This is a genomic window from Streptomyces montanisoli, from assembly GCF_017813245.1.
Taxonomy (GTDB): Bacteria; Actinomycetota; Actinomycetes; order Streptomycetales; family Streptomycetaceae; genus Streptomyces; species Streptomyces montanisoli.
Genome location: NZ_JAGIQL010000033.1, coordinates 16,213 through 30,359 on the forward strand (window position 1 = coordinate 16,213; position 14,147 = coordinate 30,359).

Here is a 14,147-nt window from a genome sequence, read left to right on the forward strand (position 1 = left end):
GGGCCGTCAGCCGGCCCGTCCGCCGCTCGGCCCGCCCTCCTGACGCAGGGCGGGTGACGCGCCGTCACCACGGGGCGGCACGAGGCCGGTACGGTCGAGGCGCGGCACGGCCTGTTCTTCGCGATGTTCCCCCGCGTCCCTGGATCATTGGCGTGTGCACGGCGATGCTGGCGTCTTGACCCCGCCCGTCCACGGGCGACCCGCGATCCTCAGGAGAACGTGTGGGACCACGTATCGCCGGCCGGTCGGCCGTGCTGTTCGCCACCGTGACCGCGCTGACCGCGCTCACCGCAGGGGCCGCCGCGCCCGCACTCGCCGACGGGGGCGTCGACCCCCATCCCCGTACCGCCGCCGAGGTGCTGCGGCCCGTCGCGCCACCGCCCGCCACCGCGGGCGGACTCGACGCGGCGCCCGCCGGTGCGGCCGGACCCACGGCCGGACCCGACGGCATCGAGACCGCCCGCAGCTCGCGCCCCGTCGCACCGGGCGTGCGGCTCACCTCCTTCGACCGGCTGGAAGCCGACAAATGGCTGCGCGTCGACGCGCTGAACGTCGACCTCGGCGGAACAAATACGCACAGCGACTACCTCTCCTCCGGCACCGTCTCCGGACGTGACACGGTGTCGGACATGGCGGCGCGCCACGACCCGGGACCGGGGCGCCGCACCGTCGCCGCCATCAACGCCGACTTCTTCGACATCAACGAGACCGGCGCCCCCGAGGGCGAGGGCATCGAGAACGGCGCCGTGGTGCAGTCGCCCAGCGCCGGTCCCTCCGAGGCCCTCGGCTTCGGACCCGACAGCGCGGGCCGCGTCCTCCAGCTCTACTTCGACGGCACGCTGACACTCCCCTCGGGAAAGAGACCGCTCGCCACCTTCAACGCGGCCGACGTCCCCGCCGACTCCATCGGCGTCTACACGCCCGCCTGGGGCACGGCCGACCGCGCGCTGACCGTGAACGCCGCCAAGGACCCGGTGGCCGAGGTGACCGTGCGCGACGGCAGGGTCGTCTCCGTCGCGGACCGGCCGGGCAGCGGCCGCATCCCCGACGGCACGAAGGAGCTGGTCGGCCGCGGAACCGGCGCCACCGCCCTCGACACCCTCAGACCCGGGGACCCGGTGTCGCTCTCGTACCGGCCGCGCACCGACTCGGGACCCGTGCCACGCACCGCGGTCTCCGGACGCGAGCCTCTCGTCGTGGACGGCGTCGCCCAGAACCACGACGGCGAGGGCAACAACACCGCCGCACCCCGCACCGCGGTCGGGTTCTCCCGCGACGGCAGCCGCATGCAGGTCGTCACCGTCGACGGCCGCCAGGCCGACAGCGCGGGAATCACCCTCACCGAACTCGGCACGCTCATGAAGAAGGCCGGTTCGTACAGCGCGCTCAACCTGGACGGCGGCGGCTCCTCGACGCTCGTGACCCGCACGCCCGGCAGCGACGCCCTGCACGTCGACAACAGCCCGTCGGACGGCAGCGAGCGCGCGGTCGCCAACGGCCTCGCGCTGACCGCGCCCGACGGCAGCGGGCGCCTGAAGGGCTTCTGGGTCACCACCCGCACGCACGCCGCGGAGGCGCCGACCGCCGACCCGGTCGCAGGCGGTCACCCGGACCGCGTCTTCCCCGGCCTCACCAGGCAGCTCACCGCCGCCGGGTACGACGAGACCTACGGCCCCGCCGCAGGCAGCCCCCACTGGCGCACGGACGACCGGTCCGTCGGCCGCGTCGACCGGCACGGCCTGTTCACCGCCGTCTCCGGCGGTTCGACGCGCGTGCGGGCCACGCACGGGCGGGCGAGCGGCGCCACGACGCTCGAGGTACTCGACCGGCTCACCACGCTCGAACCGACGACACGCCGCGTCGGCCTCGCCGACGCCTCCGCCACCGGCACGTTCGGCCTCGTCGGCCTCGACGCCCACGGCGACAGCGCGCCGATCGCACCGCGGGACGTGACGCTCGGCTACGACCACGCGCGCTTCACCGTCACGGGCGACGGCAAGGGCTCCTTCACGGTCACGGCACGCCCGGGCGCCGTCGGCGGGCAGATCACCGCGAGCGTCGGCGGCGTACGCACGGTGCTCGCCGTCAGCGTCGGGCTCGAGCAGCGGCAGGTCGCGTCCTTCGACGACGCGGCGTCCTGGACGTTCAGCCAGGCGCGCGCGAGCGGTTCCGTCGCCGCCGCACCCGACGGGCACACCGGCACGGCACTCGCCATGAGCTACGACTTCACCGGATCCACGGCGACGCGCGCCGCGTACGCCAACCCGCCGGCGCCCATCCCTGCGCTGGGCGAGCCGCAGTCCTTCACCCTCTGGATCAAGGGCGACGGGCACGGAGCCTGGCCCACCCTCCACCTCAAGGACGCCGCGGGCACCGACCAGCTGCTGCGCGGACCGTTCGTCACCTGGACCGGCTGGAAACAGGTGACCTTCACCGTCCCCACGGGCGTGGCGATGCCCGTCAGCGTGTACCGCTTCTACCTCGCCGAGACGGACCCGGCGAAGTCGTACACCGGATCGGTGGAGATCGACGACCTCGCCGCGCAGGTGCCGCCGGCCGTCGCCCTGCCCGCGGCGCCGCCACGCACCGACCCGCTGATCAGCACCGCGGCGGACACGCGGGGAAGGGACTGGCGGTTCGCCGTGATGTCGGACGCCCAGTTCGTTGCGGCCGCGCCCGACAGCGACATCGTCACGCGGGCCCGGCGCACCCTGCGCGAGATCAGGGCCGCGAAACCCGACTTCGTCGTCATCGACGGCGACCTGGTGGACGAGGGGTCGCCCGCCGACCTGGCGTTCGCGCACCGGGTTCTCGACGAGGAGCTGGGCGACGCTGTCCCCTGGTACTACGTGCCGGGCAACCACGAGGTGATGGGCGGTTCGATCGCCGACTTCACGGCCGAGTTCGGCCCGGCGCACCGGGTGTTCGACCACAAGGGCACCCGCTTCATCACGCTGGACACGTCGAGCCTGACCCTGCGGGGCGGCGGCATCGACCAGATCGAGCAGCTGCGCGAGCAGCTGGACGAGGCCGCGACGGACGACCGTATCGGCTCGGTGGTGGTGATCGAGCACGTACCGCCGCGCGATCCGACGCCGCAGAAGGGCAGCCGACTCGGCGACCGCAAGGAGGCGGCGATGCTCGAGCAGTGGCTCGCGGACTTCCAGCACCGCACGGGCAAGGGCGCCGCCTTCGCCGGCGGGCACGTCGGGGTGTTCGACGCCTCGCACGTCGACGGCGTCCCCTACCTGATCAACGGCAACTCGGGCAAGGCCCCCTCCGCGCCGGCCGACCAGGGCGGGTTCACCGGCTGGTCGCTGGTGGGCGTCGACCACGTCGCGCCTTCCACGCAGCGCGCGGCGCGGCACGCGCCGTGGCGCGGTGGACCCGACTGGCTCTCGGTGGCGACCCGGCCCCGCACGGACGCGCTGACCCTCTCGGCGCCCTCGTCACTCCCGGTGGGCGGCGAGGCGCGGGTGACGGCCACCGTGTCGCAGGGGACCCGCACGGTGCCGGTGGCGTTCCCGGTGAGCGCGGACTGGCGGGTCACGGGGCCGGCCACGTACGACCCGGAGGACTCCACGCTGACGGCACGCGGCTGGCCCGGCACGGTCCGGCTCTCGGTGACCGTCGACGGTGTGACGCGCGAGGCGGTGATCCACGTGACGCGCCGGTAGGGCCACAGGACGGCCCGGCCGGGAGCGCGCCGTTCCCGGTAGGGCCGCATCCGCCCACCGGCTCTGGCCGCATGTCAGGCCGCGACGCCGGTGGACCGCCCCAGGTACGTCAGCGGGCCGGGGTCCGGCACGTCGAGGACCCGGAACCCCAGCCGGTCGTAGAAGGCGCGGGCGGCCGTGTTCGCGGTCACCATCGACAGGTGCACCGCCCCGACGCCCCGCGCGTGCAGCGCGGCGAGGAACGTGTGCATCAGCGCCCGCCCGTACCCCTTGCGCTGCCAGCCGGGCAGCAGGTCGATGTGCAGATGCGCCGGGTGGTCCGCGAGCCCGGGCACCACCATGCGCTCCGGCGTGTGGAGGAGGACGGCCATCTCCTCGCCGGGTGTGGCGGGCGGTGCGGACGGGGCCGGGTAGCGTTCCGCGACCCGCGGCAGCCACCGTTCGCGGAAGGCGTGGACGAACCCGGCCGTGTCGCCCGTGCCGAGTATGTAGCCGACGGCCCGGCCTGCCCCGTCGTCGAGGACGAAGGCCAGGCCGGGTTCCAGCACGGCGTACGGTTCGGCGAAGATCGCGGGCAGCACGCCGGGGTCCTGGTACAGGTGCCGGGCATCCCCGCCCTCATGGGCGGTGCGCACGCAGATGTCCGCGAGCGCTTCACGGTCCCCAAGGCGGTACGGGCGGACGGACACGGCGGCGGAGGCGGAAGACGGCATGGCCATATTCTGCCGCTTCTGAGAGCGCTCTCACAACCAATCGCCGCCGCGTTGCCCGCAGAGGGCGTCCCGCCCTTTCGCCGCCTAGCCGCGGGGCGGGATGGCCGCCGTGTCGAGGAAGAACGCGTCGATGTCCTGGACGGAGCGCATGAACTCGTCCAGGTTCATCGGCTTCGTCACATAGGCGTTCGCGTGCTGGCGGTAGGCGTCCTCGATGTCGTCGGGCGCCGACGACGTGGTCAGCACCACGACCGGGATGGAGCCCAGATCGCTGTCGTCCTTCAGCACGGCGAGCAGCTCGCGCCCGTTCATCCGGGGCATGTTGAGGTCGAGCACGATCAGGTCGGGGCGGTCCTTCGACGGGTCCCGCAGGTGCTCGAGAGCGGCGACGCCGTCCGTGACGTGCGCGATGTCGCGCGCCATGCTGCGTTCGACCAGCGCGTCCTCGATCAGCAGCGCGTCCGCGGGGTCGTCCTCCACCAGCAGGAGGCTGTACGCACGGTCGTCGGTGAGAGTGTTCACGGCGGTCTGCTCCTGCGCTGGAAGGTGGGGGAGGCACGAAGGCAGCCGTGCGGTCCTGAAGCTCCAGCTTATGCGGTGGCAACCCGCACGCCAACAGCCTCCGCCGCCCGCCCGGGTGACCCGGGACACGGCGTGTCCGCTCCGCGCCGCCCCGGCACTCCGGCGCGAGGATGGAACGAGGGCGGCGAGGCGGAGGAGACATGCCGATGGGGACGACCGGGGACATGCGGTGGCATCAGGGCGCGGTGAGTGTCGACCGCCTGGACGCCGGGGCCTATGCGGTCCCCACCGGCGGCCCCGGCGAGGAGGGGGCCGGGAAGGCGACGACGGTGGTCGTCGTCGAGGCGTCGGCCGGAGGGGCCACCGGGGTCGGCTGGACCTACGGGCCCGCGGCCGTGGCCCGCGTGGTCAACGACCTGCTGGCTCCCGCCGTGACCGGGCGGTGCGTCCACGACGTGCCCGCGGCGCACGTGGCCATGGGACGCGCCCTCCGGGAGGCCGGCGGCGACGGGCTCGCCGCCGGGGCGATCTCCGCCGCCGACATCGCCCTGTGGGACCTGAAGGCGCGCGTGGCCGGCCTGCCGCTCACCGCCCTGCTCGGCGCGGCGGCCCCCGGCGTTGCGGTCTACGGCAGCGGCGGCCGTGTGGACCAGGGCCAGGCCGGTATGGAACGGGAGCTGCGCGGCTGGGTCGAGGAGCAGTCCATCCCGCGGGTCAAGATCGAGATCGGCGAAGGGGCGGGCCGGGCGCCGCAGCGCGACCTCGACCGTGTCCATGTGGCACGCGAGATCATCGGACCCGTGCACGAGCTGTACGTCGACGCCGGCGGTGGCTACAGCGTCAAACAGGCCGTCAGGATCGCGGAGGCCTTCGCCGACGACGGTGTCAGCTGGTTCGAACAGCCGGTACCGGCGCGCCACCTGACGGCACTGCGGCAGGTCAGGGACGCCGTCACCGCCGAGGTCACCGCGGGCGGGGACGGCCACGACCTGGCCTGCCTCGCGCGCCTGGCAGGGGCCGGCGCCGTCGACTGCCTCCAGGCCGACGTGACCCGCTGCGGCGGCATCACGGTCTGGCTCCGGGCGGCAGCCGTCGCGGAGGCCCACGGCCTGGAGATCTCCGGACGCGGCGCGCCGCACGCCCACGCGCACGCCGCCGCGGCCGTGCCGAACCTGCGCCATGTCGAGTGGCGCCGCGACCACGTCCTCGCGGAGACGGCCCTGTTCGACGGCGTCCTCGACCCGCAGGGCGGCACCCTGCATCCCGGCGCCTCGGGCGAGCCGGGTCTCGGACTCGTCCTCAGACGCGAGCACGCACGGCGCCACCGCGTGGCATGACACACCCGCACGGAGTCCCGCCGGCAGCGCGAGGCGGATCGGGCGGCCGGACGCGCACGCGCCGGGTCGTGCGCTCCGCCGAACAGCCGCGGTCCAGGTGGGAGCGCGCGGGAAGGTGATCCGCGCCGATCGCAGCGGCTGCCGCGGGCGCTGACGCACGGTTGCCCGCGGTCCGGGGGGCGCCGCGCCGCCTGTCGCCTCTTCGAGTGCCCGCCGGACGGACGACACGGCGCGCTCGCGGCGACACGCCCGGGCGTCCCACTCATGGAATTCTCAGGTTGCGGGGTCCCGTGCCGCCGCCGAGGGTGGGCCGCAGTCGCTGCCCCGGTGGATCCGAACAAGGAGAGTGTCGTGCCGACCCTGTGCAAGCCTGCCGTCTCGGTACCCGAGCACGTCATCACGATGGAGGACACACTCGAGCTCGCCCGCACCCTCCATCCCGACCACCCCCAGCTACCGCTCGCGCTCAGGCTGATCGGCAACACCGGAGTGGCGAAGCGGCATCTCGTGCAGCCGATCGAGGAGACGCTCAAGCACCCGGGCTTCGAGAGCCGCAACGCGATGTACGAGACCGAGGCGAAGGCCCGCGTGCCGCGGGTGGTCACGGAGGCGCTAGGCAACGCGGAGCTGCGCCCCGAAGACATCGACATGATCGTCTACGTGTCGTGCACGGGCTTCATGATGCCCTCGCTGACCGCCTGGCTGATCAACACCATGGGCTTCCCCGGCCACACCAGGCAGCTGCCCATCGCGCAGCTCGGCTGCGCCGCCGGGGGAGCGGCCATCAACCGGGCCCACGACTTCTGCGAGGCCTACCCGGACGCCAACGTCCTCATCGTGGCCTGCGAGTTCTGCTCCCTGTGCTACCAGCCCACGGACCTGGGCGTCGGCTCCCTGCTGTCCAACGGCCTGTTCGGCGACGCCGTCGCGGCGAGTGTCGTGCGCGGCAAGGGCGGCACCGGCATCTCGCTGGAGCGCAACGGATCGCACCTCGTGCCCGACACCACCGGGTGGATCGCCTACAGCGTCCGGTCCACCGGCTTCCACTTCCTGCTCGACAAGCGGGTGCCCACCACCATGGAGCCGCTCGCGCCCGCGCTGCGAACCATGGCGGCACAGCACGGCTGGGACGCCGGCGAGCTCGACTTCTACATCATCCACGCGGGCGGCCCCCGCATCCTCGACGACCTGAGCCGCTTCCTCGAAGTACCCCCGGAGGCCTTCCGGTTCAGCCGCGCCACGCTCACCGAGTACGGCAACATCGCCAGCGCGGTCGTCCTCGACGCCATCCGCCGCCTCTTCGACGAGGGCGGCACGGCCGACGGCGCGCGCGGCATCGTCGCCGGTTTCGGACCCGGGATCACCGCCGAGATGTGCCTCGGCCGCTGGGCGAGCGAGCTCTCCGAGGCAGCCCTCACCACCGAGCGGCAGGTGCTGGGCTCCGCGCTGCGCGGCACGGCCGCGGGCCACGGCACCGACGCCCCGACGGAGACGGTGCTCTGACCGTGACGACACACGTTGCCGCCCCCGACGCGCCCGGTCACGGCGGCGTCAGGTTCTGGGACGTTCCCGATCTGCCGGGCCTGGAGTTCGACCCGTTCCTCGACGAGATGCTGCGCGAGGACCCCGTCTCCCGGATCAGGCTGCCCAACGGCGAGGGCTTCGCCTGGCTCGTGACGCGCTACGAGGACGTCAAACAGGTCACCAACGACGCACGCTTCAGCAGGCAGGCGGTCGTCGGACGCTCCGTCACCCGGCTGGCGCCGCACTTCATCCCGCTGGAGGGCGCCGTCGGGTTCGCCGACCCGCCCGACCACACCAGGCTGCGCCGCTCCGTCGCCAAGGCCTTCACCTCGCGCGCCGTGGCGCGGGTCGAGGAGAGCGCCCAGCGCGTCATGGACGGGCTCGTCGACGCGATGCTCGCCGAGGGCGCGCCCGCCGACCTGATGGCCCACGTCAACGGGCTCTTCCCGCTCGCCGTGGTGAGCGAGGTCGTCGGCGTGCCGAAGGAGGACGGCCCCCTGATGAAGGGCTGGACCGCCTCGATCCTCTCGTCCGCCCACGGCAAGGAGCACAGTGACCGCGCGAAGCAGGAGATCGGCGCCTACTTCACCGGCCTGCTGTGCCGCACGGCGCCCGGCGACGACACCCTCGCCTCGCTGCTGTCACACGCCGTCGCCGACGACGAGCTGACCCTGCCCGAGGCCGTCGCCCTCGCGGTCCTCATCCAGGTCAGCGGCGCGCACGCCGTCACCAACAACAGCGCCAACATGCTCTACGCGCTGCTCACTCACCCCGATCAGCTGCGGCGGCTGCGGGAGGACCCCGCGCTGATGCCCGCGGCGATCGAGGAACTGCTGCGGTTCATCCCGCACCGCAACGGCGTCGGCCTCTCCCGCATCGCCCTGGAGGACGTCACCGTCGGCGGCGCGACCATCAGGGCAGGTGACGCCGTCTACGCCTCCTATCTCACGGCCAACCGCGACCCCGGCGTCTTCGCCGACCCGGACACGCTCGACTTCGGCCGCGAGCAGACCGCGCACTTCTCCTTCGGCCACGGCCCGCACTACTGCGTCGGCCCTATGCTGGCGCGGCTGGAGTCGCGCATCACGCTCGCCACCCTCCTCGACCGCCTGCCGGGACTGCGGCTCGCCGTCCCGCCCGAAGACATCCGCTGGCGGCGTGGCGCGCTCATCCGCGGACCCGAGAACCTGCCGGTCACCTGGGACATCGCATGACCGCACGAGCGACAGGGAGCGCCGCATGACCGACCTGACCCTGACCGCGCGCGAGCAGGGTGCCGCAGCTTCCGAAGGGCTCGTCGTACCGCCGGGCGGCGGCAGGACCGTGCACACCGCGGCCCAGCACGTGACGTTCAAGGTCACCGGAGAGCACTCCAGGGTCTCGTCCAGCTTCGAGGTGGTCGTGCCGCCGGGCTTCGACGTAGGCGCGCACCGCCACACCCACAGCGAGGAACTGTTCTACGTCCTCGAGGGCGTACTCGACGTGATGGCCTTCGAGCCGCGTGTCCTGACGGGGGACTGGCGGCACTGGGAGTCGGAGTCCGGGCTCACCGCCGTACGGGCCGAGCCGGGCACCGTCATCGCGGTACCGCCCGGCTGCCCGCACGCCTTCGCCAACCGGGGCGATGCCCCGGCGAAGATGTTCTTCCAGTCGTCACCGCCCTCCGACCACGAGCGGTACTTCGACGAGCTGCTGGACATCCTGAAGCAGGGGGGACCGCCCGACCTCGCGGCCATCGACGCGCTCAGGGTGCGCTACGACATCGAGCAGCTCACCCCGCTGCGCCACGACGCCTGACGCCGGCGCCTGAGGCCGGCGCGAACACCCGCGACTATCGCTCCGCGTTGAGCAGGGCGTGAACCGTGCCGCGGGCGGAGGGCACCTTGTGGCCGGCCTCGAGCTCGATGAGGGCGGCCTCGGAGGCGAGCGCCATGATCAGGCGGGTGGAGATCCGCGCCGGAGTCATGCCGAGCGCGCGCACACTCGGCTCGGCGAGCTTCGTCAGGCGTGCCACGCGCTCGGCCATCGCCTCCGTCATCACGCCCCGCGCCGACATCTCGAAGACCAGTGCCTTCACGCCGTGATTGGCCAGGCACACGTCGAGGTAGGCGTCGACGGCGGCGACGAGCAGTTCGCGGCCGGGTTCGAAGCCGGCGACGGCCGTCGAGACGCGGTCGGCGACCTGGTCGTAGAAACGCTGGTGGAGGGCGTCGACGAACGCGTCACGGTCCGGGAAGTAGACGTAGAAGGTGCCCTTCGCAACCCCTGCCCGGGCGGCTACCGCCGAGACGCTCAGCCCTGCGAGGCCTTCGCGTTCGGCGACGGCCTCGCCGGCCTTGAGCAGGGACTCCTTGGTGCCCCTTCCCTTCGGGGTCACCGGCGTGGAGCCGGAGCGCGCGCTGTCGGCGGGAGATGGAGGCACGAGAGCCATTGTAGGAGCACACAGAAATGACCCTGCGGTCATAAAAAACTGACCGCTCGGTCATAAGTGCGCTACCGTCGAAGGGAACCGAACGCGGAGCGATGGGGAGTGAAACACCATGAGCGGTGAAACGGTGCTGGTCACCGGGGGCTCGGGGTTCGTGGGGGCACATGCCGTGCTGCGGCTGCTCGAGACAGGCCGCACGGTGCGCACGACCGTGCGCGCGCCGGGCCGCGAGCAGGTAGTCCGGGGGATGCTGCGCACGGGCGCCGCCGAGCCGGGCGAAGAGCTCGAGTTCGCGGTGGCCGACCTCACGTCGGACGAGGGGTGGGCCGCCGCGGTGAAGGGCTGCGCATACGTCCTGCACGTCGCGTCGCCCTTCCCCGCGACCGTGCCCCGGGACGAGGACGAACTGATCGTCCCCGCGCGCGACGGCACACTGCGCGTACTGCGCGCCGCACGCGACGCGGGGGTGCGCAGGGTCGTGCTCACCTCCTCCGTCGCGTCGATCAGCTACGGCCACGCCGACCTGGACAGGACGTTCACGGAGGAGGACTGGACCGACCTCGCCGGCGCGCACGTCGCCCCCTACGCGAAGTCCAAGACCCTCGCCGAGCGCGCCGCGTGGGACTTCGTGGAACGCGAGGGCGGGCCCCTCGAACTCGCGGTCGTCAACCCGGTCGGCGTGCTCGGGCCGGTGCTCGGCCCCGACTGCTCGACGTCCGTCACGCTGATCCAGCGCCTGCTCGGCCGCGACATGCCCGCGCTGCCGCGCCTGTCCTTCAGCTTCGTCGACGTCCGTGACGTCGTCGACCTCCACCTGCGGGCGATGACCGACCCCGCCGCCCGCGGCGAGCGCTTCCTCGCCGCGGCGGGCGCGCCGATGTGGGTCGCCGAGGTCGCGCGCGTGCTGCGCGACGGCCTCGGGCCGGCCGGCGCGCGCGTCCCCACACGCCGACTGCCGGACGTCCTGGTGCGCCTGGCCGCACGCGCGGACGCGTCCCTGCGCGGCTTCGTGCCGGAACTCGGCAAGGTCAAGAAGACGAGCGCGGACAAGGCGCGAAACGTCCTCGGCTGGCGGCCCAGGACGAACGAGGAGGCGATCATCGCCTGCGCCGAGAGCCTGATCGCGCTCGGACTCGTGAAGAACACGTGAAGCGGGCCGCGGCCCAACGGGGCACGGACGAAAAGCCCTAGGCTGGACGCGCGCGACGCGCCACGTCGTCGCCCGTACCGGAGGAAGGACCCCCGCATGGCGGCCACGACCGCGCAGCGTCCGCACCCCGACGGCCAGGGCCTGCGCGCCCTGCTGGCGTCCGGCCTGCCCTCGTTCTCCTTCGAGTTCTTCCCGCCGAAGACGGAGGCGGCGGAGCGGACACTGTGGAAGGCGATCCGCAGGATCGAGGCGCTCGCACCGTCCTTCGTCTCGGTGACGTACGGCGCGGGCGGCTCCTCGCGCGGCCGGACCATCGAGGTGACCAAGCGCATCGCGGCCGAGACCACCCTGCGGCCCGTCGCCCACCTCACCGCCGTCGGCCACTCCGTGGCGGAGCTGCGCCACATCATCGGCCAGTACGCCGACGCGGGCATCCGCGACGTGCTCGCCCTGCGCGGCGACCCGCCGGGCGACCCGAAGGGGCCCTGGGTGCCCCACCCGGAGGGCTTCACGCAGGCCGGTGAGCTCGTCTCCCTCATCAAGGAGCTCGGGGACTTCACGGTGGGCGTGGCCGCCTTCCCCGAACGCCACCCCCGCTCGGCGGACTGGGAGAGCGACGTGGCGCACTTCGCCGCCAAGTGCAGGGCGGGCGCCGACTACGCCATCACCCAGATGTTCTTCGACGTGGAGGACTACCTGCGGCTGCGCGACCGCCTCGCCGCGGCCCGCTGCGCCACCCCGATCATCCCGGAGATCATGCCCGCGACCGACGTGCGCCAGATCAGCCGGTTCGCCGAGCTGAGCGACGCACGCTTCCCCGACGCCCTCGCGCGGCGACTGGACGCGGCGCGCGAGGACCCCGCCGAGGGGCACAGGATCGGTGTCGAGTACGCGACCACCATGGCGGAACGGCTGCTCGCGGAGGGCGCGCCCGGACTGCACTACATCACCCTGAACCGCTCGACGGCGACGCTGGAGATCCACCAGAACCTCGGCGTGGGGCCCCGCCCCGCACCACCGCTCGCCACCCTCCCGCGCTGACCGCCCGCGGTCCTCGTCCGACCGGGGGACCGCGCGCCCGGCCGCCCGGGCGCCCCGTCGTACGATGCCCCCATGGAGCAGCGCGTATTGGGCAGGACCGGACGTGACGTGTCCGTGGTCGGACTCGGCACCTGGCAGCTGGGGGCCGACTGGGGCGACGTGGCGGAGGCGGACGCCGCCGCCGTGCTCGACGCGGCCGTCGAGTCGGGTGTGACCTTCTTCGACACCGCCGACGTCTACGGCGACGGGCGAAGCGAGCAGATCATCGGCGGCTACCTCAAGCGCCGCCCCGACGCCGGGGTCTTCGTGGCCACGAAGATGGGCCGCCGCGCCGAGCAGCTGCCCGAGAACTACGTCCTGGACAACTTCAGGGCCTGGAACGACAGGTCGCGCACCAACCTCGGCGTGGACACCCTCGACCTCGTCCAGCTGCACTGCCCGCCCACCGCCGTCTTCGCCTCGGACGAGGTCTTCGACGCGCTCGACACGCTCGTCGAGGAGCGGCGCATCGCCGCCTACGGTGTGAGCGTCGAGACCTGCGCCCAGGCGCTCACCGCCATCGCACGCCCCGGCGTCGCCAGTGTGCAGATCATCCTCAACCCCTTCCGCCTCAAGCCGCTCGACGAGGTGCTGCCCGCCGCGCGCGCGGCGGGCGTCGGCATCATCGCGCGCGTCCCGCTCGCCTCCGGCCTGCTGACCGGCAAGTACACCAAGGACACCGTCTTCGCCCCGGACGACCACCGGTCCTTCAACCGGCACGGCGAGGCGTTCGACCAGGGCGAGACCTTCTCCGGCGTCGACTACGAGACCGGCCTCGCCGCGGCCGCCGAGTTCGCCGCGCTCGCCCCCGACGGCGCAGCCCCGGCGGCGACCGCGCTGCGCTGGATCATCCAGCAGGACGGCGTGAGCAGCGTCATCCCGGGCGCCAGGTCGGTGGCACAGGCGCGGGCCAACGCGTCGGCCGCCGCGCTGCCCGCGCTGCCGGACCGGGTGCTCGACGGTGTGCGCGACCTCTACGACCGCAGGCTGCGGGCGTCCGTCCACGGCCGCTGGTAGGCCGCGGGGGTGAACCACGGGGCGCGCCAGGCGACACGGGGCGGACACGGGGGGCCGTCTTCTGTGGCTGGACCGCGCCCGGCGATGTAGCGTCGCCATCAGCTGTCGTGGTTCCGAAGTGCCGCTCGCCCGTGACGCTCCGTTACGGGCGTTCGTGTTGTTCAGCGCGTCCACGGACCAGGGCGATCACCTCCGGGCTCCCGTACGGTGCGGGGCCCTCGTGTCCCGGAAAACGGAGAATCGGCATGGCCAGTGGCATCGTCAAGTGGTTCAACTCGGAGAAGGGCTTCGGCTTCATCGCGCAGGACAGCGGCGGTCCCGACGTCTTCGCGCACTACTCCAACATCGCGATGACCGGCTTCCGCGAGCTGGCGGAGGGCCAGAAGGTCACCTTCGACGTCACTCAGGGCAACAAGGGCCCGCAGGCGGAGAACATCTCGCCCTCCTGACCCGTCACGGCCCGCCGCTTGGCGGGCGCGTGGTCGACGCGGGGCGTGGGTCCGGCGGCAGTCGCCACCGGGCCCACGCCCTTGTTCGCGGCGTTGCCGCGCCGCCCCGCGCGGGCGCCCGGGTCCCTCGTCTGCACGTCCCCCGATGGCGCACCCCCTCGCGAACAGCTCTGATGGGACACAAGCCAGCGCCCCCCGTGGCGCAGTGATCCACACGGTGTGTGCCCCACCCGTGGTTGTCCGTCAGAGG

12 protein-coding genes are annotated in these 14,147 nt (G+C 73.2%); 9 read left to right on the top strand and 3 right to left on the bottom strand.

The window, feature by feature from the left end; translation table 11 throughout:
• Positions 1-221 precede the first annotated feature (221 nt).
• Positions 222-3,677 carry a phosphodiester glycosidase family protein gene (locus JFN87_RS11020; RefSeq protein ID WP_307865400.1) on the top strand — a complete coding sequence of 1,152 codons (3,456 nt, stop codon included), beginning with the start codon at positions 222-224 and terminating at the stop codon, positions 3,675-3,677.
• A gap of 74 nt (positions 3,678-3,751) precedes the next feature.
• On the opposite strand, the gene JFN87_RS11025 is transcribed toward JFN87_RS11020, so the two are convergent.
• Together JFN87_RS11025 and JFN87_RS11030 are read right to left on the bottom strand one after the other, a co-directional pair.
• The gene (locus JFN87_RS11025) at positions 3,752-4,390 is read right to left on the bottom strand and encodes a GNAT family N-acetyltransferase (RefSeq protein WP_209339811.1); all 639 of its coding nucleotides are present in this window, start codon (positions 4,388-4,390) and stop codon (positions 3,752-3,754) included.
• A gap of 84 nt (positions 4,391-4,474) precedes the next feature.
• Positions 4,475-5,041 carry a response regulator gene (locus JFN87_RS11030; protein ID WP_443732202.1) on the bottom strand — a complete coding sequence of 189 codons (567 nt, stop codon included), beginning with the start codon at positions 5,039-5,041 and terminating at the stop codon, positions 4,475-4,477.
• Positions 5,042-5,118: 77 nt separating this feature from the next.
• Between JFN87_RS11030 and JFN87_RS11035 the strand changes: the two genes are divergently transcribed.
• The 4 genes from JFN87_RS11035 (at position 5,119) to JFN87_RS11050 (ending at position 9,570) form a co-directional block, all read left to right on the top strand.
• Positions 5,119-6,249: an enolase C-terminal domain-like protein gene (locus tag JFN87_RS11035; RefSeq protein ID WP_245179202.1), complete on the top strand. Its 1,131-nt coding sequence runs from the start codon at positions 5,119-5,121 to the stop codon at positions 6,247-6,249.
• 351 nt (positions 6,250-6,600) lie between these two features.
• On the top strand, positions 6,601-7,752 hold the full coding sequence (locus JFN87_RS11040; RefSeq protein ID WP_209339813.1) for a type III polyketide synthase: 1,152 nt from the start codon (positions 6,601-6,603) through the stop codon (positions 7,750-7,752).
• 2 nt (positions 7,753-7,754) lie between these two features.
• Entirely contained in the window at positions 7,755-8,987 is a 1,233-nt protein-coding gene (locus tag JFN87_RS11045) for a cytochrome P450 (RefSeq protein WP_307865401.1), read from the top strand.
• A gap of 25 nt (positions 8,988-9,012) precedes the next feature.
• Complete coding sequence (locus JFN87_RS11050; RefSeq protein ID WP_209339814.1) at positions 9,013-9,570, top strand: cupin domain-containing protein; 558 nt, start codon at positions 9,013-9,015, stop codon at positions 9,568-9,570.
• Positions 9,571-9,604: 34 nt separating this feature from the next.
• Here the strand turns inward: JFN87_RS11050 and JFN87_RS11055 are convergent, their stop codons facing one another.
• Positions 9,605-10,195 (bottom strand): TetR/AcrR family transcriptional regulator, encoded by a 591-nt coding sequence (locus JFN87_RS11055; protein WP_209339815.1) that lies wholly within the window; start codon positions 10,193-10,195, stop codon positions 9,605-9,607.
• Positions 10,196-10,313: 118 nt separating this feature from the next.
• Here JFN87_RS11055 and JFN87_RS11060 point away from each other — a divergent pair, with 118 nt between their 5' ends.
• The 4 genes from JFN87_RS11060 (at position 10,314) to JFN87_RS11075 (ending at position 13,897) form a co-directional block, all read left to right on the top strand.
• Positions 10,314-11,351: an SDR family oxidoreductase gene (locus JFN87_RS11060; protein WP_209339816.1), complete on the top strand. Its 1,038-nt coding sequence runs from the start codon at positions 10,314-10,316 to the stop codon at positions 11,349-11,351.
• Positions 11,352-11,447: 96 nt separating this feature from the next.
• A complete protein-coding gene (gene metF, locus JFN87_RS11065) occupies positions 11,448-12,392 on the top strand; it encodes a methylenetetrahydrofolate reductase [NAD(P)H] (protein WP_209339817.1) in 945 nt (314 codons plus the stop codon).
• 72 nt (positions 12,393-12,464) lie between these two features.
• Positions 12,465-13,448, top strand: coding sequence for an aldo/keto reductase (locus JFN87_RS11070; protein WP_209339818.1), 984 nt, complete (start codon positions 12,465-12,467; stop codon positions 13,446-13,448).
• A gap of 245 nt (positions 13,449-13,693) precedes the next feature.
• Complete coding sequence (locus tag JFN87_RS11075) at positions 13,694-13,897, top strand: cold-shock protein (protein WP_209339819.1); 204 nt, start codon at positions 13,694-13,696, stop codon at positions 13,895-13,897.
• Positions 13,898-14,147 lie beyond the last annotated feature (250 nt).